Annotated in this window: 25 protein-coding genes; 18 read left to right on the top strand and 7 right to left on the bottom strand. The window is 48.3% G+C overall.

Going from position 1 to position 21,365, the window contains the following annotated elements; translation table 11 throughout:
• Window positions 1–8: 8 nt before the first annotated feature.
• Together traD and IPG31_00565 are read right to left on the bottom strand one after the other, a co-directional pair.
• Entirely contained in the window at window positions 9–1,811 is a 1,803-nt protein-coding gene (gene traD, locus IPG31_00570) for a conjugative transfer system coupling protein TraD (GenBank protein ID MBK6616919.1), read from the bottom strand.
• The gene (locus tag IPG31_00565) at window positions 1,804–2,190 is read right to left on the bottom strand and encodes a hypothetical protein (GenBank protein ID MBK6616918.1); all 387 of its coding nucleotides are present in this window, start codon (window positions 2,188–2,190) and stop codon (window positions 1,804–1,806) included. The genes traD and IPG31_00565 overlap by 8 nt, the downstream gene beginning before the upstream one ends.
• Window positions 2,191–2,316: 126 nt before the next feature.
• On the opposite strand from IPG31_00565, the gene IPG31_00560 reads away from it, so the two are divergent.
• From IPG31_00560 to IPG31_00480, 17 genes are all read left to right on the top strand, one after another.
• Window positions 2,317–3,036: a DUF1845 family protein gene (locus IPG31_00560; GenBank protein ID MBK6616917.1), complete on the top strand. Its 720-nt coding sequence runs from the start codon at window positions 2,317–2,319 to the stop codon at window positions 3,034–3,036.
• 95 nt (window positions 3,037–3,131) lie between these two features.
• On the top strand, window positions 3,132–3,671 hold the full coding sequence (locus IPG31_00555) for a DUF4400 domain-containing protein (GenBank protein MBK6616916.1): 540 nt from the start codon (window positions 3,132–3,134) through the stop codon (window positions 3,669–3,671).
• Window positions 3,672–3,739: 68 nt separating this feature from the next.
• Window positions 3,740–4,171, top strand: a complete 432-nt coding sequence (locus IPG31_00550) for a lytic transglycosylase domain-containing protein (protein ID MBK6616915.1) — start codon at window positions 3,740–3,742, stop codon at window positions 4,169–4,171.
• Window positions 4,171–4,752 (top strand): OmpA family protein, encoded by a 582-nt coding sequence (locus tag IPG31_00545; GenBank protein MBK6616914.1) that lies wholly within the window; start codon window positions 4,171–4,173, stop codon window positions 4,750–4,752. Before IPG31_00550 ends, IPG31_00545 begins: the two co-directional genes overlap by 1 nt.
• On the top strand, window positions 4,749–4,979 hold the full coding sequence (locus tag IPG31_00540; protein ID MBK6616913.1) for a hypothetical protein: 231 nt from the start codon (window positions 4,749–4,751) through the stop codon (window positions 4,977–4,979). The genes IPG31_00545 and IPG31_00540 overlap by 4 nt, the downstream gene beginning before the upstream one ends.
• Window positions 4,966–5,265: a hypothetical protein gene (locus IPG31_00535; GenBank protein ID MBK6616912.1), complete on the top strand. Its 300-nt coding sequence runs from the start codon at window positions 4,966–4,968 to the stop codon at window positions 5,263–5,265. The genes IPG31_00540 and IPG31_00535 overlap by 14 nt, the downstream gene beginning before the upstream one ends.
• 14 nt (window positions 5,266–5,279) lie before the next feature.
• Window positions 5,280–5,576, top strand: a complete 297-nt coding sequence (traL, locus tag IPG31_00530; GenBank protein MBK6616911.1) for a type IV conjugative transfer system protein TraL — start codon at window positions 5,280–5,282, stop codon at window positions 5,574–5,576.
• Between the two features lie 2 nt (window positions 5,577–5,578).
• A complete protein-coding gene (gene traE, locus IPG31_00525) occupies window positions 5,579–6,172 on the top strand; it encodes a type IV conjugative transfer system protein TraE (GenBank protein ID MBK6616910.1) in 594 nt (197 codons plus the stop codon).
• Window positions 6,147–6,812: a type-F conjugative transfer system secretin TraK gene (locus tag IPG31_00520; protein ID MBK6616909.1), complete on the top strand. Its 666-nt coding sequence runs from the start codon at window positions 6,147–6,149 to the stop codon at window positions 6,810–6,812. The genes traE and IPG31_00520 overlap by 26 nt, the downstream gene beginning before the upstream one ends.
• Window positions 6,805–8,055, top strand: coding sequence for a conjugal transfer protein TraB (locus tag IPG31_00515; GenBank protein ID MBK6616908.1), 1,251 nt, complete (start codon window positions 6,805–6,807; stop codon window positions 8,053–8,055). The genes IPG31_00520 and IPG31_00515 overlap by 8 nt, the downstream gene beginning before the upstream one ends.
• 2 nt (window positions 8,056–8,057) lie before the next feature.
• Entirely contained in the window at window positions 8,058–8,783 is a 726-nt protein-coding gene (locus IPG31_00510) for a DsbC family protein (protein ID MBK6616907.1), read from the top strand.
• Complete coding sequence (gene traV, locus IPG31_00505; protein MBK6616906.1) at window positions 8,780–9,439, top strand: type IV conjugative transfer system lipoprotein TraV; 660 nt, start codon at window positions 8,780–8,782, stop codon at window positions 9,437–9,439. The genes IPG31_00510 and traV overlap by 4 nt, the downstream gene beginning before the upstream one ends.
• Complete coding sequence (gene traC, locus IPG31_00500) at window positions 9,436–11,991, top strand: type IV secretion system protein TraC (protein MBK6616905.1); 2,556 nt, start codon at window positions 9,436–9,438, stop codon at window positions 11,989–11,991. Before traV ends, traC begins: the two co-directional genes overlap by 4 nt.
• 15 nt (window positions 11,992–12,006) lie before the next feature.
• Window positions 12,007–12,348: a hypothetical protein gene (locus IPG31_00495; GenBank protein ID MBK6616904.1), complete on the top strand. Its 342-nt coding sequence runs from the start codon at window positions 12,007–12,009 to the stop codon at window positions 12,346–12,348.
• Between the two features lie 3 nt (window positions 12,349–12,351).
• Window positions 12,352–13,134, top strand: a complete 783-nt coding sequence (locus IPG31_00490) for a conjugal transfer protein TraF (protein ID MBK6616903.1) — start codon at window positions 12,352–12,354, stop codon at window positions 13,132–13,134.
• Window positions 13,135–13,155: 21 nt separating this feature from the next.
• On the top strand, window positions 13,156–14,577 hold the full coding sequence (locus tag IPG31_00485; GenBank protein MBK6616902.1) for a conjugal transfer protein TraH: 1,422 nt from the start codon (window positions 13,156–13,158) through the stop codon (window positions 14,575–14,577).
• Window positions 14,578–14,580: 3 nt separating this feature from the next.
• Window positions 14,581–17,496, top strand: coding sequence for a conjugal transfer protein TraG N-terminal domain-containing protein (locus IPG31_00480; GenBank protein ID MBK6616901.1), 2,916 nt, complete (start codon window positions 14,581–14,583; stop codon window positions 17,494–17,496).
• Between the two features lies 1 nt (window position 17,497).
• Here IPG31_00480 and IPG31_00475 read toward each other — a convergent pair whose 3' ends face one another.
• The 3 genes from IPG31_00475 to IPG31_00465 all read right to left on the bottom strand — a co-directional run bounded on the left by IPG31_00475 (window position 17,498) and on the right by IPG31_00465 (window position 18,838).
• Entirely contained in the window at window positions 17,498–17,836 is a 339-nt protein-coding gene (locus IPG31_00475) for a hypothetical protein (protein ID MBK6616900.1), read from the bottom strand.
• A gap of 99 nt (window positions 17,837–17,935) precedes the next feature.
• Window positions 17,936–18,565, bottom strand: coding sequence for a hypothetical protein (locus IPG31_00470; protein MBK6616899.1), 630 nt, complete (start codon window positions 18,563–18,565; stop codon window positions 17,936–17,938).
• Window positions 18,566–18,838: a hypothetical protein gene (locus IPG31_00465; GenBank protein ID MBK6616898.1), complete on the bottom strand. Its 273-nt coding sequence runs from the start codon at window positions 18,836–18,838 to the stop codon at window positions 18,566–18,568.
• 81 nt (window positions 18,839–18,919) lie between these two features.
• Between IPG31_00465 and IPG31_00460 the strand changes: the two genes are divergently transcribed.
• Complete coding sequence (locus IPG31_00460; protein MBK6616897.1) at window positions 18,920–19,342, top strand: helix-turn-helix transcriptional regulator; 423 nt, start codon at window positions 18,920–18,922, stop codon at window positions 19,340–19,342.
• Between the two features lie 59 nt (window positions 19,343–19,401).
• Here the strand turns inward: IPG31_00460 and IPG31_00455 are convergent, their stop codons facing one another.
• Together IPG31_00455 and IPG31_00450 are read right to left on the bottom strand one after the other, a co-directional pair.
• Window positions 19,402–19,668 carry a hypothetical protein gene (locus IPG31_00455; protein MBK6616896.1) on the bottom strand — a complete coding sequence of 89 codons (267 nt, stop codon included), beginning with the start codon at window positions 19,666–19,668 and terminating at the stop codon, window positions 19,402–19,404.
• Entirely contained in the window at window positions 19,665–20,627 is a 963-nt protein-coding gene (locus IPG31_00450) for a ParM/StbA family protein (GenBank protein ID MBK6616895.1), read from the bottom strand. The genes IPG31_00455 and IPG31_00450 overlap by 4 nt, the downstream gene beginning before the upstream one ends.
• Window positions 20,628–21,365: the final 738 nt, after the last annotated feature.

Genomic DNA, 21,365 nt, shown 5'->3' with positions numbered 1-21,365 from the left:
GCACCCATTCATTTCAGGATCGGTATTCTCCCCTTGATCGTCTTTCCGCCCGATAAACGGGCAAAATAATGCAGTGGCGGTAATTCGCTCAGAATGGCTGGTGGAATGAGATCCGCTTCTTCCTGGGCAGCTTCCTCCCTGTACCCTGCATCGTTATCGTTCATGCTCGAATCAATACTGTGGTTGTACATAACCGACATGATGCGTGTCTTGATCTTTGGAATACCTTCCGATATATATTTCTGTGTTTCGGAATCCAGAATTCTCATGGCAATCTTATTGTTGGTATTGGCAAGAACCTGTCTTGCCTTGTTCTCATCCCCAAGACGGGAGGCAAAATCTGCGAAGGTTTGTGTTGCGATTGTCACCCTGAAGAGCGCCCCTCCACCTTTGTTCATTAACTGGATTGTTGGTTGATTAATGACTTCTGCCGCCTCATCGATGAACAGATTGACGGGTTTCATAGTTTTGATGCCATAGTTATACCGATCACCAGCAACCGCAGTCAGGTCGGCCAACAGCAGAGAACCAATGGCGCTGCCTACCATGCCATCAGCGAGTGAATCCAATCCAATATACAGCACCTTATCTGCTTTTATCGCCCTTGCTGCATCCGTCATTTCACGTTCATGCCCTGGCTCGAAATCGGGAGACAGCAGTTCTTTTAGTGGTTCACTCGTCAGCATGGACAGGATAGGAATAAGAGAGGCGATCATTTTCTGGAAATGCTCACGATTATGTTCGAATGTTGAAATCAGGCCATCGAGATCGACCGATTGGGCTTCATGAGCGACTACTTCCTTGTAGAAAGAAGTATAGGCAAGGACCTCATTACCACGATATTTCTTGATAAAACCGCCAGCTTTGGATTCCCAACCGGGAACGTATACCTTGAAATGCTGACGCAGTGCCCTTAGCAACAAACCGTCCGGGCCTCCTTCTATATATTTTCTCACCTGCACCAGATTTGGCCGTGTACCGGTTGCAATCAGACCATTCACAATGTCGTTCAATACTTTCCATCCGAAAGCAGTGAAAGGATCGGCACCGGTTTCGGATGGAATCAAGGATGCAATTCGGCTGGCCAGTTCTGTTTTCCGGTTCCAGTTGCGCAGTGGATCGATGCTGATCGATTTTTCTGGATAAGCTGGATGAAAAAACACAAAACGATCAGACTGTCCGAGTGCTTCACAGACTCGTCGTGCATTTTCGGCCAGTCCGTGATCACCCTTTGGATCGATGATGATGACTGGCTCATTTCTGACAATGGCTTGTGCGATCAGCAAATCAAGCATTCTTGTCTTCCCAACCCGCGTCGTGCCAACGATCAGAGTATGTCCAACCAGGCTACCAAGGTCGGTAAACATATCTTCCTCTCTGGATAATCCATGCAACCAGTAAGCACCTTCATTACTCAAAACTTCTTTGCCTAACTGGTTGGCGATTCCCTGATTGATCAGGGCGTGCATTCTGCCTGATTCGATGTCTGTCCACTGGAAACCATTGCCGAGCCACAGATTGTTCCTGCTGGCAGCCTTGCGTGCTATCTTCAGGACACTTTCCAGTTTTATGAACCGCTTGCCAGAAAGCTTCATACGATTAAAATCACTGTATCTTCTCCATGCCTGGATGCCGCGAACCATCCCAAAAACGGCACAAGCTCCGGCAAGAATAATGCCAAACCGGAACGGTATGATAGGTATCGTATAAACCAGTAGAAGCGTTACCCCAGAAGCAGTGAACCAGCCGAATGCCATCGGCCACTCATAGATCTTCCTCCAGGGGTTATCGAAATCATATACATCAGTCATCGCTATCGGGCATTGGTTTAGCCATGGCAAAGACATTTTCTGCTTCAGCGGTTAACGTTTCTCTATCGATGATATATCCGCCAGACTTTTTCATCCTGTATCCCTCGATATTTTTTTCGATATTCTTTTTTACCGACGTATAAAACAGGAAAGGTTGAGACACCATGATATGGTTGATTTCATGGAGATCATAGCGCCGTGCGGTATTACTCCAACTGGAAACACATTTCCCAGGATTGCGGCTTGCAAACAGCCAAACTGATCCATCATGCAGAAAAAAAAACAAAATATGCCCAATACTTAATGTTGAAGAAATCGCAGGTAGCTTGAGATCGGCATATTGTGGAGGCCCATCATAAATCCAGAATTTTTTTTGCATGAGTGTTTAATAATTTGATAAAAGCGAAGCAGAAATAGTATGCTGATCTAATAAATATAAACAATCCCAATAGATGACCAGATAGGTCATTTATCTGGTGTGCCATTTCTTCGTGAGACGGATAAAATGAATTTTTATCAATCTCATGGAAATGAAATGGAAACCAAACCAGCCAACAGTCGCCCTTATGTAGTGCAAAATATCCCGCTGCAATCCTTTCATGCACAACAGGTGTTCCGACGAGGATTCGATTCTTATTCTGATGCGATCTATTCGCTTTCCGTTGTGTTACGTGCAGTTGGTACTGAATCCCAGGTGTGTGATATGGAAGGTTTGATCGACGAAAAACTGAACAAGGCACAAGCTGACATTCATAATGAAATCATTAGACTCGAAAAAGTTGCCGAGAACAATGGAATTACTCTGGATGCGATCAATTATTCTCATCCTGCGGTCGTTGAAGCAAGGATTTCCTCTCACCGTTCGGCCAAATATGCAGGAATTATTCGTGAATTCGATGGAATGATAGCCAAACTGGATGCAATGTGGCTATCTGGCACCATTGCAGATCAGGAATACTCGCGAATCCTTTATGAATGGAAAAGAAGGATTCTCAGGATCGCAACCCACGTCCGTGGCGTTGTGCGCGAGGCAATGATTGAGTCCAGAAAAAAACCCCAACAGGAAAATCCAGTCGATGTGCCATCTGTATCTGATGATGCAGTATCTTTGCAGGAAACAGCAATCATAAATGACGCATCAAACAGTTCTGAATCATCGGAACCATCCATAACAAGGAATGCTGCCGCTCCCGGAGCCTTTTCATGGCTGAGGGCGGACAGATAACTGTATATCGATTTAATTCCTCGGCAAATCCCGCCTGAATCATGGCAAGAACCAACAGGACCAATCCCTGGTGGACATTTATAGCGTTCATCCTGTTGGCTGGACTGATCGCAACCTGGTTTCTGATTCCAAGACAGGTCTTAGAGCAGACGCGTATCGTGGATCGCCAGCAAATGGCATCTCTGGCTGGAGATAATGCCAATCACTGGGTAAATTCAAAAGCATCGGAGTCTATGCTGGAATTTTCCGGAGAATTAGCAAAAGCGGCATCTTTTGAAATTACTGATGAACTCAAGGGATGGGTGCTTGACCGGATTTATATCACGTTACTATGGAGTGATATTGTCTTTTATAGAGTGTATTCTTTCGCACTCTGGATTTTGATTGCATTCCCAATTCTGCTCGCTGCATCTTCGGATGGGGTGTTGGTGCGCGAGATCAGAAAAAATATGTTCATTTCGCAGAGTCCTCTGCGGCTTAGTATTGGCGCAAACCTCTTTGTTTTTTCCTTTGCTCTTCTCCTGCTCTGGCTGTTCATGCCATTTCCTTTACCGGCAATATTGGCTCCATGCCTGATTCTTCTTGTCGTTTTTTCACTCTGGATGTGGATGTCTAACATACAAAAGAGAATATGACAATACACGATAAATGACCTATCCGGTCATCTATCTTGGTTGTTTATTATTCAGAAAGTTTTTAGCATATGTGCATGAAAATACTCTTTCTGCTCACAATGTTACTGCTTTCGATGATTGCTGAAGCGGCCTGTTTTGATGAGGCATCACGGCGTTACCGTATTCACCCGGATCTGCTCAAGGCAATCTCGAAAGTTGAATCCAACGGTAATCCCAAGGCTGTCAACTACAGCAACAAGAACGGCTCTCGCGACATTGGCCACATGCAGATCAACAGCAGTTGGTTGCGCAAACTGGGTAAATACGGCATCACCGAACAATCCCTGTTCGATCCCTGTATCAACACTTTCGTTGGTGCCTGGGTGCTGGCAAACAATTTCAAGGATATTGGCTATAACTGGACAGCAATTGGTGCCTATAACGCCAAATCACCTGACAAGCGGATCATCTATGCCCGCAAGGTTAAGACAGCACTCAATCGCATCAGGAGCCAGCAGTAATGCAAAAGTTTTTCATCATCATGCCTGGATTAATGCTGATTGCCTGTGCTGGTCAACCGAAGCAACAACCCAAGATACTCATTGAAAAACCACCAAAAATATTCTATGAAATTGCCTGGTTCGACAATGAATGGCGCATCTGCGAAGTAGGTATCAATTGCACCAGACCAACCATGAAATCACCCATTCAGACTATTTCCTTTGCTGCTGTAAGCAGCAATGCAAACCAGGCTGGCGTGAAAGGTGATTCTCAACGAAAGATTGTGCTGCACTTCAATTTCGATCAGGCGGAAAGCCGTGGTATTCGTGATCTCAACGTATTTTTAACGACACTATCGGAAGGTGATCGTATACGTATCGATGGCTATACCGACAGCACCGGAGCAAAAGAATACAACCAGAAGCTCGCCGAGCGACGGGCTGAATGGGTAGCTGCGTGGATCAAATCACGCGGCATCAGGAATCCACTGGAAATCAGAGCCATGGGCAATTGTTGCTATCTGGCGGATAACCAGACGGATAAGGGGCGTGCGCTTAACCGTCGCGTTGAAGTGAGCTTAATCAGAAAGGAGACACTATGAACCAAACTGTAACCATTGAGAAGCTCCCTCGGACGAGGGAGGCAATCAAGGATATGGTCATTGCCGGTGCCTTTATTGCCATGGGGGTGTTGATGCCGGGCGGCATGCTCGACAACGACTTTCAGGCGCATATAGGCGGGATTGCCCTAGGCATGGGCTTCGGCTGGCTGGTCAAATCAATCATTTTTCATAAAACCAAATCAGGAGTAAATCATGTTGGTAATTAACAAAAAATCTTTAATCTTTTTAGCATTTGTAGTCATGTCGCTGGTCATTGTTAGTGATGCGGTGTCCGGCACGACCGGCACTTCGTTCTCCGCCCTGTACACTTTTTTCAAGGATCTGGTGCTGGGTTTTGGCGGTAAGGCCATATCGATTGCCGCTGTTGCTTTGGGCGGCATTATCTCCATCGCACGAGTCAATCCGGTTCCGGTACTGACGGGGGTCGGTTTTGCGATCTTCATGCAATTCACACCCGGCATCATCGAGGTCATCATGACTGCAACCATCTAGGTAGGAGGTGACAAATGAATGGCGATGAAACCGGATTTATACCAACTTTCCTCGATGCGCGGGAGCGATTTCTCTGGTGGGAAATCGATCAGCTTGTTCTGGCAATTATGCTGATTGGCATCGGTCTTGCCCTTGGCATGGCCATGCTTGGTCTGGTCGGTGGCACTTCGGCAGCGTGGGCTTATGGTCGGATGAAGGCTGGGAAACATTCGCGTTTCGCCATTCATGTCCTCTACTGGTGGTTTCCAGGCAGTCTGTTCATAAAACCCAAAACCCTGCCATCTTCCAGTCTGCGCTATTTTCTGGGTTGATCATGTTATTCAAAAAATACACTGATGAACGGGCCAACGCCGCACTGGAAATCCGTTTCATGCGCCTCCTGCTGGCAGCACTCGTGCTGATCATCATCCTTACGAGTCTAGCAATACTCAATTTACAGGGAGATGCCCGAACGGTACTGGTGCCGCCGCAGATCAAGCAGGGTTTCTGGGTATCGAACAACATGGTATCCAGGGAATACCTTGAAGAAATGGCGTACTGGTATGCCGGGCTGGCACTCAACGTCACGCCAGCCGGTATTGCTTATCAGAACGAACTTTTTCTCAAATATGCACTGCCATCCGAATTCGGCAGGCTATCGCAGGAAATGGCTTCCCGTTCCGATTTTCTGAGAAGAAACCAGACTTCCTCACAATTTTCGGTACAGGACATCACCGTCGATGAAAAGTATCTTCGAGTCGCACTTTCCGGCAAGTTGCATACGTGGGTGGCCGATAAACGGGCTGGTGAGCGTGATGCGACCTTCATGATCGGATTCAACTATCTAAATGGAAAACTCTATGTTTCGGATTTTCGTGAGACGACCCGGCAGAATCCTCTGGATGATGCTGACGCTGCTAAGTCTTGATACGACGGCAGCCCAGCTTTTACAGGGGGAACCGGATGAAACCCTGCATGCCACGGTTTCTCGCTCGGAACCGACGCTCGTGCGGGTGGAAGGCAGCCGTATCACACGGGTATACGGCGCAGAAGGAGACTTTACCGCAGTGCCAGACAGCGAAACCGGTGCCGCCTATATCAAGCCGATGGTGGACAAATCGCATATAAGCATATTCATCACCGATGAATCGAAGCATACCTGGAAACTTCTGCTGGCTATCATCGACAAGCCAGCCGACACCATCGTAATCCATAGGAGAAAAAAGTCTGTCAGAACAGTTGAGGCAGATCATGACATGGAGCGCAATCGCGCCATCAAGCGCATGATCCTTGTACTGGAATCGCCTCAGAACACGGACATGGAAGCACGTTCAGTCAACCGGGTGGTGCCACTATGGAACGATGTGATGTTTGTTCTCACTGCCACGGTAGAAGGTCGCTACACAGGGGAAAAGTACCGGATGAAGAACACATCCAGCCATCAACTGGTAATTGATGAGCGTGAGCTTTACCGGCCAGGAGTCGTCGCCGTATCAGTCGAGCGTCCCGTTCTGAATCCAGGAGAAGTATCGGATGTATTCATTATTCTGGAGAATTCGGATGAGTAATGATTCTGCTACAAGCTTTGCTGAATCCCTCAAGAATCTGTCGGTAAAAGCCAGGCAAAATTTGCTGCTCTCCGGACTGGCAGTTGTCTTTTTTGCGCTGGTATTTGGTGGAGTTTATCTATGGGACAACCAGGAACCAATGCTGATTCCTGCCATGGAACAGAAACCGGATACGCGCAACATTTCCGCGCCCGGTGCCCAGGTTGATCCACGCGAGGTCTGGATGTCGCAATCGGCACAACAGTTGTTGCAGATGGATGAAATCATTCGCGCCATGAAACAACAGATAACAGATCTGGAGCGCAAGCAGGAACAGGAACCACAACCCGGAAATTTCTTTGCCCCATTACCACAGCCCGTCCCGGAGCCAACCGCCCAAGCCGATTCCTTCAAGACGGAAATACCGCCACCACAGCCATATCTTCCTCCTCCCATGCTGGAACCAGGTACTGCTGTTGAAGCTGCACCACCGCCCGTGCCAGGTATCGCGGTATTCCAGATGACGGCAACCAACCCACAGGCTACGCCCGAAGCCAAACCGGAGCCACCCAAAACCTACATTCCTTCTGGCACATTCATGCGATCGGTGCTGCTGGGCGGAATGGATGCGCCAACCGGTGGCCAGGCACAGAACAATCCGATGCCTGCATTGCTTCGAGTGCAGGACAATGCTTTCCTGCCAAACCGTTACCGAGCGAAGCTTAGGGAATGCTTCGTTCTGGGTTCCGGCCATGGCGACATCAGCTCGGAGCGTGCCCACATAAGACTTGAATCGCTTTCCTGCACACTCAAAGACGGCAAGGTCGTCGATGTGCCTGCCAAGGGCTATATCGTGAGTGAAGACGGCAAAGCCGGATTGCGAGGGAGACTGATCAGCAAGCAGGGTCAGATAATCGCCAACGCGCTCATGACGGGCATCATTGCTGGTATCGGTCAGGGATTGCAACAAAGTGCCACCTCATTTTCAACCAGCGCACTGGGGACGGTCGGCACTCTCAACGGCGCGGGCAATCAGTTCCGCGCAGGAATGGGTGCGGGCATCGGTCGCTCGCTTGATCGCGTATCGCAATATTATATTCGCCTTGCTGAACAGCTCTTTCCGGTCATCGAGGTCGATGCGGGTCGAGTTGTAGAGGTAGTGCTGACCAAAGGCATCGAATTTGAAATAGGAGATGAGCAGGAAATGATCGGTCTTGGAGAACCGCGCAACAAGCTGCGCCGCACGGCAGGAAGAAGGGGCTAGACATGACATCGCAAAGGATGATTTCTGCCATTGCAGTATTGCTGATGGCTTTTTCCGTAAAAGCCAATGATGTTACCGCCGAAGTGAAGCACCGTCTGCAAACACTCTATCCTGCAACCGAATTCACCCGTGTCCAGCCAAGCCACATAGAAGGTGTTTATGAGGTCGTCATGGGCAAGAACATTGCCTATACCGACCCAAGCGCCCGTTATCTGATCTTTGGACATCTGTTCGATATGGCCGAGCAACGGGATTTAACCGCAGAAGTCCTGGAAACTCTGAACCGGATCGATGTGTCGTCGCTACCGCTCGATGATGCCATCAAAGTTATCCGGGGCCGTGGCAAGCGCAGGTTGTTCGTGTTTTCCGATCCCGATTGTCCTTACTGCCGCAAGCTGGAATCCGAGCTGTCGATACTGGATGACGTGACCATTTACACATACCTGTATCCCATCAAGGAATTACATCCCCAGGCAGCGCAGAAGGCGCGTCTTGTGTGGTGTGCCCAGGACAGATCCACCGCCTGGAATGATTTAATGATCAAAGGGCAGATACCACAGACCGGCACGGATGATTGCCAGAACCCCATTAACAATAACGTGGCGCTTGCCCGCAGCCTTGGAATAGATGCCACACCCACGTTGATTCTAGGCGATGGCAGCATGGTGCAAGGCGCAATAGCCGCGTCAGAAATCGAAGCATTACTAGCCAAAGGAGCGCAAGAATGATTAAACCTGTCTTCCTGATTCCACTGCTGCTGGTACTTGGCGGATGTACTACCCTCTCCGGGTATGACAGCGGGAGCAAATTTTCATGTAAGGCACCCGATGGCGTTTCCTGCTCGTCGATGTCCGGGGTTTACTCGAATGCTGTACAGGATAATCTTCCTGGTCTGCGCAAGGGAGGCGACACAGACAATCAATCTACATCCAGAACCAGTAGCGTTGGCAAAGCGGATACAACACAACAGCCAACGGGTATAGAGGAGCGCACTGCATCTCACATCACCGGCAGAACTCCCCAATCGGGTGAGCCAATCCTCATCAAACCCAAACTGCTGAGGGTCTGGATTGCACCCTGGGAAGATGCTGACGGCGACCTGCATGATCAGTCATATATCTACATGCTCGCTGACTATGGCCGTTGGGTTATCGAACACCACCGCCAGCACATCATCGATGAATACCATCCAACCTCTCTTGTGACTGGTGGCAATCTCAATGACAGGGCCAGCGAACAATCTGCAAAAACGGCAGACTTCCGGCAGTTCCCACCACTGCCGCAGCCATCTCAGCCATCGCAGTATTCAGCACCGCCATCACCTATGCGACAACAGCATGCTCCCTTACCACAAGATGACATCTATCCGGAGGAACAATTTTGAGTGTACTGGCCGATCTGAAAACGATTTTCATGGGCGAACGGCTCGATCCCTCTGATCTGGTGCCGCGCAAGCTGCTTAAAGAAATCGCTACGATTCCTCGACTGGCAGGAATTATGCCGTATTCATCCTGGCTACCGGAAGAAAAATTGTTTGTGCTGGATCATGGCGCATTCAGTGAGAAACCGACGCAAAATCTCGGTTTTTGTATCGAGACTCCTCCGCAGACCGGTTCCAATGAAGAAATGGAGCGGGTGTTGACCAGCCTGTTCCTGTCATGTCCTGCTGGAACTGGCATTCAGATAACGCTCTATGCCAGCCCACATATTCTGCCTGTTTTGCGCAAACAGTCAGAGATGCTGCCGGTAGATCTCGAAGAAGGCGGCTTGCGCAGCACCAACACGTTCCGAGAACTATCACGCCGCCGTATTGATTATTACCTGCAAAACAAGGGGAGATCATTTTTCTCCAACCATGCCTATCTGCTGCGTGATTTTCGTTGTGTGGTATCGGTAACATTGCCGCTCAATCCCATGAGCGTGGCGGATATTGAGGAAGCGATCCGCATTCGCGAGTCCGTGCATTCTGTCATGCGATCTTCCTTGCTGCCGGGATTCGACTGGCAACCGGAAGATCTGATCAATTTCGTAGCGGATTTCTTCGATCATGAACGTATTCTTGGCAGCAGACGCAGGCTGATCGAGTATGACAATTCACTTCCGATTCGCAGTCATATATCCAGTACCGAGATTGCCTCGGCAGTTGCCGATAGCTGCATCAAACAGCGTAAAAATGGGGATTCTGAGACGGCGTTGCAATGTTTTTCGGTAACACAGTATCCCAAGTATTTCAGGCTGGGCAATATGGATGCCTTGATTGGTGATTATTTTCGTCTGGCATTGGCTATTCCTTGCCCGTTTTTGATTACGATGGGTGCTGTCGTGCAGGATTATGAATCCGCGAGAACCAGAGCAACTGTAAAGGCTGCCCGAGCAACCCAGGCAGCAGAATCTGTGATGGCGAAATTTCAGCCGGATCTCCAGGACAAGAAGCGTGACTGGGATATGGTGCTGCGTGCATTTTCCAACGGCAGGAATATCGTACAAATGTATCACCAGGTGGTATTGGTGTCCCATCTGGAAGATGCTTCACGCTGCGAGCATGCGGTTCGGTCCGTCTGGCAGGCCAGAGGCATTGATCTGTCCAAGGATGTCTATCTTCAGCACCATGCCCTGGTGGCCGGTATGCCATGCGCTCTTACGCAAGGAATGCAGGCCGATCTGAAAACATTCGGCAGGATCGGCACCAAGACTTCCGATAACGCCATTATGACATCCCCTTTGCTCGCCGAGTGGAAAGGCTCCGGCACGCCGGTAATGACACTGTTCGGCAGGCGCGGACAGATCATGTCACTCGACCTGTTCGACAATAAAAGTGGGAATTTCAACTTTGCTGTAGCCGCTTTATCTGGCTCTGGCAAATCCGTCCTGATCAACGAGATGGCGTTCCGCTATCTCGGCACAGGGGCGAAGGTCTGGATCATCGACATTGGCCGGTCTTACAAGAATCTTTGTGAAATACTCGATGGCGAGTTCATCGAGTTCACGGATGAGCGCCATAACCGTTTGTGTCTCAATCCCTTCTCCATGGTAATGGACATCAACAGTGACATGGAAATGCTTCTGCCTCTGGTGGCGCAGATGGCCAGCCCGCAGGAGAAGCTCGACAATTATAGCTATTCGCTACTGGTATCCGCCATCAAACGAGTATGGGAAAGCAAGGGCAAGTTCGCCACCATCACGGATATTTATGATTTCCTGAAAAATAATGATTTATCGGAGAATGAAGAAAATATTCGCGATATGCACCGCCTGGCAACCGCACTGGAACCATACACCAAACACGGTGTTTATGCTTCCTACTTCGAGGGTGAATCAAACATCCAGTTCACCAGTAATTTCGTCGTACTGGAACTGGAAGAACTCAAGTCAAAAAAGAATCTGCAAACGGTAGTCATGCAACTGGTGATGTATCGCATCACCCAGGAAATGTATCTTGATCGGTCATTGAAGAAAATCGTCATTATCGACGAAGCCTGGGATTTGATGGGTGCGGGTTCCAGTGCTTCGTTCATTGAGGCAGGTTATCGACGGGCGCGCAAATACGGAGGAGCGTTTGGCACCATCACACAGTCCGTAGATGATTATTACAAGTCAGAGGCAACCCGAGCCATGATCGAGAATGCCGACTGGCTGTTTCTGCTGCGACAGAAGGCGGAATCCATCGAGCGGCTGGGTAAGGAAGGCAAGCTGACGCTCGATGAATACACCAAACGGCAGATGACCAGCGTCAACACGGAACATGGCATGTATTCTGAAATATACGTACATTGCCCAATAGGATCGGGAGTGGGACGACTGATACTCGACCCTTTCTCGATGCTGCTGTATTCCACCCGTGCGCAGGATTATGAAGCCATCAAATTGTTGACGAATCAAGGCATCGCTGTGACAGATGCGATCGAGATGATTCTGGATCAGCGGAGATCTGCGTAAATACAGGAGGACAGCTTGAAAAACCATATTCTGACCTGGGCATTATCGGTACTGTCTGCTGCCATCATTGGTGCGGCATGGATTCATACTCATCCTGTTCAGAAATTCGTAACGGTCGATCTGACCAGTCTTTTCAATGAATCTGCCGCCGCTTTTGCACAAAGAAAAGACGAGTCAGCATTAATGGAAGCGCAGGCACAGGCGATCCGCATTGATATGGCATTACAGCAGCTTGCCAATAGCTGTGGCTGTTTCGTGCTCAATTCGGCAAGTATCGCCAAACGGCCTGACGGTGCCAACCAGAAAAACATTCTCGATATGACCGATTGGGTCAGATCACATCTGGGACAGAAATAGACCATGTGGTTTCATGCGCTGATACTTTTGATCATTCCATTTTCTGCCTGGGCGATGCTAGATGAAGTATCCGGCATCGATTACCCTTCGGTATGGCAATGCGACCGCACCAAATTCCTCTGGTATTGCGAGGTTGAACCCGAAGAATATCAGGAACCACTGGCCAGACAGGAAACGCCTCATGAGGCGGCCATAAAGAAGCTTGAGGAATTGCAGAAAGAACTCAAAGGCAGACGGGCGCTTGCCATTCTGGAACCGACACCAGGGAATGTAACCGCCTATATCGACCTGCAAAACCAGTCGATGCAGATGGCATCTGTTTTCTCCGATGTCTGGCGCAGAGTGATCTGGCAGACACCAGAACTCAATTATGAGCTGAAACATCCGGTTAACAACGCGGCACTCGATATTCACAAGAAGGCGACCCGTGCTGCCCAACTGGACACGCTGGAGAAGATTGGCAGAGAGTGGGGAATATTCTTTTTCTTCAAAGCCGACTGTCCCTATTGCCACATGATGGCACAGACACTTGGTTATCTTACCCAGGCGCATGGAATCACGATTTTTCCAGTATCGCTCGATGGCAGCACGCTGCCGCAATATCCGAATGCCCGCATGGATAATGGGCTGGCGACACAACTGGGCGTCATGGAAGTTCCGTTGATGGTGCTGGGCAATATTCGCGACAAACGCCTGGTTCCTTTGGGTTCCGGCGTGATTTCGTCTCAGGAGATGATCGAGAGGATTCATGTCCTGACCAGCACGCAACCAGGTGAATCCTATTGATCCCAATTTGAGGCTGACGCCATGATCAAGTCCCGTTACATTCTGATTCTGCTATTTGCGCTACAAGGTAGTCCTGCACTTGCCAACATCAGCACCGACATGAACTCATGGTTCAATGCCATGGGAACCTACAGCAACGTCACAACACCGCAGGCCATCCAGGGACAGACTGGATCCTTTTTCACGGGCGGATCACTTTATATGCGTGCTCCCGTGACCAGCTACCAGTTGGGCAGCCTCGCCGCACCGACTTTTCGTGCAGGCTGTGGCGGCATCGATCTCCACGCGGGATCATTTTCGTTCATTAACACAGCGCAGTTCACAGCTCTGCTGCGCAACATAGCCAATAATGCGCTGGGTTACTCCTTTATGATCGCCGTACAAACGATTTCGCCTGATTTGGCTGATCTCATGAAAAGTCTGCAAAACGCAGCCCAGAGCGCGAACAGCCTGCTCAACATGAATTCCTGCCGTGCGGCAGAGGCGCTGATCGGCATGACACCGCTGCCGCAAATGGCACAAAAAGCCAAAGAACAGGTAAATGCACAGAGCAATGGCTCAAGTTTGATCAACAAGTTCACCGATTCACTCGATGGCCTCTCCAAATGGTCAAGTGATTTCACAACCAGAAAGGAGACATTAACCGAAACATCGAGCGCTGATCCTGCGCTCAAAACCTATCTCAATCCGGGTAATGTCGCGTGGAAAGCAATGAGCAACCTGAGCGCGCCGGATCACATCAAGGAACTGATGATGAGTCTGGTTGGCACGATCATTGTCAGGGCGACGGGAGATGCCGCCAACGCGGAACCACAGGTGCTGAGTTTTGGCAAGATTCTTGAATTCAAGGATCTGATCGGAAACGTTTCACAAAGCAGCAAGCCCATCAAGGTATGGCGATGCTCGGGTACTGATTGTGACAATCTCATTGAAGACACGATCGCGATTACACCTTTTGCGTGGCGGGTTCGTGAAATCATCAGGAAAGGTACGGACAAAATCCATGCCCGAGATGCGCAGGGTTTTTCCGATACCGATACCTTCTTCCTGACGCAATCGACCACCCCTTTGTGGAAGCTGTTGTCGATGTCCGCAACCGTCCCTTTCTCCCAGGCTGCCCTCGATGAATACGCGGAAATTATTGCCACTGAAGTTGCCGCCAATTTCGTTAATGCAGCGCTTCGGGAAATGAACAAGGCGCTTGTCCATGCGCGTGCGATGCAGGATCCTGCTGCAACCAAAAGCATTGAACAATTGCGGGATGATGCAGGCCAGGTCAGGATGGAAATGGCGGAAGGAGTCTCCCTTGCCTATCAGAAGGGCATCGGCATTGCAGAGCAGGCCAGAAACCTGCAAATGATCAACCAGACCATGATGAGCGCCGTATCCAACGATCTGCGTAATTCACTGTCACTTTTCAATTCCAATATCGATCTGAAATAGAAAATGAACTACGAAATTTATTCCTACTGGAACGCCACTGAACTGGTCACATTATTCAATGCTGTTGCTGCCCTGACCAACAGCTCGAATTTCCTGGGACTTCTTCGCCTGCTGGCGATTATCGCCCTGATCAGCGTAGCGATGGTGGTCGTAGCCGGACGGGGCCGCATGGATGATATGTGGCGATGGGTTGTCCTGCTCACTCTGTTTCATGGCCTGCTGCTGGTGCCAAAGGCCACGGTAGTGATAGTAGATCACACGAGTACCAACCCCACTCCGCAACTTGTCGGAAACGTACCTGTTGGTATCGCAGCATTGGCAGGCACGGTCAGCAAAATTGGCGATTTTCTGACAACATCTTTCGAGACGGTATTTTCGTTGCCAAATGACGTACAGTTTCGCAAATCCGGCACTCTGTTCGGCGCACGGGTGGTGCGCGAGATACTGGTGGCACGATCCGGCAGTCCGGTGCTATCAGCCAACATGATGGATTTCATACGGGAATGCGTCTATCCTGAATTTGTCACAGGCTTCGTTCCACCTCATGAGCTAATCCGCCAACCGGACATCTGGTCTTATCTCAACAACAAAACCAATATCGCCCGTTACGTGGAAATCAGGCAGATTCCATCGGGCATCATGATGCTTCCCAAAACCTGTCCGGAAGCCTATACAGAGATGAGCACTCAAATCAATACGGTGGTGGCTACCAGCATCACCGATCTGGGCAATGCACTCAACCCGCATGTGCCGCTTGCCAGCCGCCAGGCACTGACGCAAAGCCAGATCATGACCTCCGCCAACCTCTACACCAGCATTTCCTCTGCTGCACCGGAGATCATCCGGCAGGGCATGGTCATGAACCTGTTTCTGGATGCGCAATACAAGATTCCGGCACAAATCGGAGATACGGCAACCGCTACCACTGCTCTTGCCGAAGTACAGGCACTACGTTCCACCTCCGAATCCTACAAGGTCATGGCCTCCATTGGCCAGCAGGTAATGCCAAAGATGCGCAATATCATCGAGATGATTCAGTATGCGCTGGCTCCGCTTGCGCTGCTTATCATCGTCGTACTCGGGCAATATGGCCTGGCAGCGTTTGGCATGTATGCCAAGAGCCTGTTGTGGATACAGCTCTGGCCACCGCTCTATGCAGTCATGAATTTTATCATCACCATGTATTCGGCAAAACAGGCGGATGCACTGGCCAATGGTGGCATGTCGATGGTGACGTATACGTATCTCAACAACCTGATGATCTCCGATCAGGCAATCGCAGGCATGATAGCTGCGGTGGGCATTCCGACCATCTCCTGGATGATCGTGAGTGGCCTGGCCCTTGGCGCGAGTGCATTCGGTAATGTGCTGGGCTCCCCGATGGGTGCGGAAGCTGCCAGATTCGCCTCTGCCGCTTCCCAAGGCAATATCAACATGGGCAGCCTCAATGTCGATAACCAGACGATGGGGCAATATAGTCTTGCTCCCAATACGCACGTAGGTGCTCCGGTTCGTCGTGATGTTGCCAGCAATGGCATTATTACCACAACTACGGCAGATGGTCATCAGGTATTCGATTCTTCACTGATACGCCACAATACCAGCATGCGCTTGACCTTTGGCGAGCGCATGGCCAGCACCTTTCAGCAGCAATCGGAATCGGCACAATCGGCTGCTACCAGTGAAATGGTCACGTCCGGCAAAATGTATGCTACTGGCTTGCAGCAAGCTTTCGATTTCGTCAAAACTCGTGGCTCAAGTGAACGTAGCGGCACACAAACCGGAACCAGCAGCCAGATCGGATTTTCGCAAGCCGTGAACGAAGCGAGAGAAATCACCAATAATTTTGCCACGGATCATGGATTTAGCCAAAAACAAAGTGCAGAAATTCTGGGGACTGCACAAGCCATGCTCAAGAGTCCCAAAGCGCTTAATTCGCTTCTACCTCTTGCCGCCCAGGCAACTGCAACTATTACTGGTGGATCTTCAGCCAGAGCCGAGCAAACCTTGAAATCTGCCATTGGTTATTTGCAGAAGGATGGACACTCAGAGGCGCTGAACCGGGTAGAGCAGGCCGCCCGAAACACGAGTGTTGATACAAGCGATGAATCAGGTCGCAGAGCGGCGGAATCGATCGTCTCCAGCTTCAATCAGTCCAGCACCCGATCGGATTCGGCAACAGCCCAATACCAGCGATCCGAATCCCTCAAGGAACTATCCGGACAGTTGAAGGAAAACTCAGCCGGGTTTGAGGCAAGCATGTACCATCAGTTCATGGCATGGATGGGAACACAACGCAACCCATTCGATTTACAGGGCAGGGGGTTCGATGGCCCAACTGTCTCCCAGATGGCCGAGAAAAATCCTGAGCTGTTAGTGCCATTCCTCGATACCTTCTACAAGGAAAAGATGGAATCAATGGTGACGGCCAATGCGCCACAGTTCAATTCACCGGAAGACATTCGCCGCTTCTTCACGGAGCAGTCGCAAATGATTCGTAGCTCCGGAAGTGCACAAGGATGGAATGGAGGCCAGGCGGCATCCGCAGCAGCTAATGCCGGTCTGGATCCAAACAGTACCGTTACGAGCGGAATGCCTTCCAAATTCGATCATGTACGTGATCGTGTCATCAACGCCATGGATGCCGGTGGAACCTATGTTGATACGACAGGTACTCCAGTCAAGGATGAAGCAGAAAAACGTACCGAACCCGGCGCACAACCGTTGATGGGTACTGCCATAAGCAATACGTCAGGTGTTCTCCCTGACGGAATTGCATCCCAACTTCCAGGTATGCCCGGCGCTGCGGTTACCGAAGCCCAGCAACAGCGTACTGAGCAGGGAACTCCTTATAATCCCTTGATGGATAGTATCCTGGAACTGGTTCCGAAAGTACCAGGGAAAAAGGACAAGCAATGATTCATTCGTCACGCGGAAAATAAAGACGGTTGTGTGGATTCATTGAGTTAGAAAGATCTAATGATAAACCACCATCTTCTTCATACGCCTTAGCTATTCCCATATCTTCCTGTTCATACTGAGGAAGTGGGAATGCTGGTTTTTTCCAGCCGATTATGATAGCGGTATCCCGAACAACAACGTACAGAAGCCACAGTAACGCCCACAAAAAAACCGAATAAACCAGATTATTGATCACGGTTACCTTCGTAATCTCTTTCGTTGCCATTACTATCACGGTAATGACAACGAATAGCAGTATTTTTGCTTTACGCTCGAATTTTTCTTGTCTGGTATCCATTTTGTCAAATACTTGAACTTGAATTTTTAGAGATGGCCTTTACACAATTGCGGAACAGATGCCAGATTGGGTGGCATCATCTTCTTGATTACTAATTCCTTAAATATACTCTTTTGCATCATATCCTCTCGCTTCGCCATTCAAGTTTTTAGGTTCCAACTGAGGTGAAAGGTGTCCTGACACATAGGGTTGAGAACACTTTCGAGCACACGTTCTTTCCCTTAATCCTTTTTTCTGCGCTGTTATTTTGCAAAATGGACATATTTCTGTAATTCTCCTCGAATGATCATAAATGAAATTTGCATTACAGACACGACATTCCGTAAATTGTACAATCCCAGCACTTATATCCCTTATGGCATAATATGCCAGATTGATATTTATTTCATTGTTTAATTTTTTGAATTCATCCCATGTTTCAAGCAGTGTTTGAGTGTCAAATTGAATACTGTTGGAAGAAAATGTACATTTATTTTTGTTATGGTAAACCGTCTTGTAGATGGAAATGAAAGCTGCAAGTTTCGTGGCTTCTTCATAGCTCCTTATGGAATTGGAGACGGTATCCTTGAGTCGCCCACTACTTGGATTGTTCTGATTTATTTCATGCCAGAGTGAGCGTAATGTTCGAGAATTCACTCCGGTTACACGCTGAACGACAGTAAGCCTCATTCTCGCTCTGATCAAATCGCACGCGTTCTTCAGGTTTATTATTTCTGCCGCGCAGATCATCTAATGTTTTTCGGAAGGAATCGATACGATGTAATTCATTCTGCATGTTTCCGGCATTTGGATCAGTCTGGCCATTTCCGACTCATTCAGTCTTGTAGACAGCAGGCTTACTCCGGAAGACCGGGCAAGATTATCGATTTGATCGACGTTCATCTCAGACAGCTTGTCCAGGATTGCGCGGGACAGTCCAAACACTAATTCACCGGAATTCGATTTTGCCGCGTCTCTTGCCATAAGCAAAAATTGATAATTTATATAAAAGATGTCTTTCATGATATATTTTCACCTTTTCTAATATAACAATAATACTATTTAAATATATTCTGTCAATAATTTTAGTGGTTAGTATATAAATTGAATGCTAATGATAGTGCCTCAGAAATCGCCATCCGGTTAAGGCAATGGAGAAAGTCCATCCTTAAAAGTCAGGAGGAGTTTGCCTCCATGGCTGGTATTAGTGTCGCTATCATCAGGAAGTGTGAAGGGGGTTCGAGCATTCCCGGTGGCCATTCTCTAATCGCTTTCGCCAAAACTGGTGTTAATTTGCACTGGCTTTTAACAGGCACAGGAGAAATGGCCTCATCAGGGTCTGCAATCAGTTTTCGTCCCTTTATCTCGAAATTGCGCAGACTGGAAGAGCAAATGTTCGAGCTTGAAGACGAAATTTGTTCTGCCATACTGGACGTGTTATCAGCCAAAATTCATGAAGCGAAAAGGATCGCCGAACTGGAGCGGAAGCTTGTTGCTTTGAGACGAAGAATCGATAATCTGGAATGACTTAACATCCTCCCCGGCCTGAACATCGGGGCTTTTCGCGCATTCCGGTAAGATACTCATCACAGGTTATTGATAAGTTTTTTTGCTACCATCATGGCATGCTTTTTTCTGCGTATTAACTCATCCTCACTCTCGTCTTCTTTCTCTTTTGTCTGGATTTGATCTTCCGGTTGCGAATTGGGATCATTGGAGAATTTCAGCAATCCAATAGTAGCCAAAGTACGAATTCTTTCCGCCCTGTTTCTTGGCGGCAACCTGTTGATTTCTTCAAAAAGCTCTGTATTCGACTCACTACTGATCACCAGTTTTATCTTCACCGCGTTCATTCAGTAGCTGCTCCCATCATCCAAAACCCTCGGCAATTGGAATAAACAGCATCTCGTGTCATTAGAATTTTTAATCGTGGGAAAGCATCCTTTATTGCATCCATAAAAAAGGACGCACCCCCTCCTACCATCACCACCAGATCGACCATCTTATTTTCTTTGCGCAAGGACTTCTGAATTTCTTCGGTAACTACCGGACCTATCGAATTTTTTGCTCTATTCAAATATGACGCAATTTCAACGCGCTGCCCTATAACCAGAATGGTGGTTTTATTTTTACGGATGGCATTCTCAATTATCTCGGCGCTTACTTCGGTTCCATGATCCTTACTGATCAGCCTGGCAGCTTCCTCCAGTAACACAGATGATGCAGTCAGGCTCGTACCGGATGAATGTTTATGTATTTCATTATTGCTGATCACCACCCAATCGACCGAGAAGAATCCTGGGTCAATCACCAGTATGCTTGCATCCTCGATGTCCTCATTGCTTCTCGATATGAAATCCAGGAATCCGCCAATTGGTTGTGATACGACATTTACTTCTTTGACCCTAACAGTTTTCCCTGGTGATATTTCATGAATACCTGTCATGGAATGTATTAATGCGTTTTTTCTTTTCTCGTTGAGAGATTGGGAGACAGGCAGTCCTGTAATGAGTATATCTATATGTTCCATTCCAGTCAGGAGCAAACCGGCTTTGAAAAGTGCTTGATATGAATCACTGGAGGAATATTCAGCGTGCAAGGAGCGGCTCCACATCTGTGCCCGATCTGAAGAAACGCCCGCGACAAACGATTTACCTTTTACCGTCACTTTCAGAAAATCCTCATTATCTTTCCCGTCGATCCGTGATCCAAAGCAATCCACTGGTGCCGCACCTGCTGGTCTGAGTACGGTTTTTGGCGATTCAGAATTATTATTTTGGCCGTAAGCTACCTTGAGATTTGAATAACCAATATCTATACCGACAATGTTCAATTATTTTCTCCGTTTCTACCTGTGAAGGTCTACAGAAGGTCTACAGACCTTCTATGCCCGATAATTTTCCAAAAATTCATTATTTTTTTACTCGTGAAGGTCTACAGAAGGTCTACAGACCTTCACTATCCGGAAATACGGCTTTTCATCTTCCCAAAAAGCATCGCATGTGTCCCTGTGGGATACCTACAGGGCACCTACACCCAGAAAAAAGGCTCTGCATTTCCAAAAAAGTATTGCATGTATCCCTGTGGGATACCTACAGGGCACCTTTGCCAGGCAACACGGTTTTGTATTTCAGCCCAGACCTGGTATCCAGATGCACTCTAACAAACAAATCTAATGAAATATATCCAGATAGATGACTGAATATGTCAACTATCGTAGTTGGTTACCCGCGATCCTGCGTGTTAGCATTTCACGATTTTTTGGCATTGGGTTTTTTAAAATCCGCGCAATAAAAAAATAAATTGTTTTTCTGAAAAAGAATTTTTTTCTTTTTTATTTCTCAATGCAACAAAAAACTAACTATCTGATAATAAATATAATATTTTTTTCGTTTTTAATTAATTCTCGTAGTTTTCTGAATACGGAAAACAATATATTAAGAGTTGTTTTCTGCCAGGGAAACAACTCTTGAGATTTATCTCTAAATTTTCTGAAAACATTTATTTTTGCAACCAGCAGTAAAACAAACGCTGGCCAACATGGAAAGCA

It is taken from the genome of Nitrosomonas sp., assembly GCA_016703745.1.
Taxonomy (GTDB): Bacteria; Pseudomonadota; Gammaproteobacteria; order Burkholderiales; family Nitrosomonadaceae; genus Nitrosomonas.
Note: the sequence above shows the minus strand (reverse complement) of the source record. Positions and strands in the feature narration are given on the sequence as shown.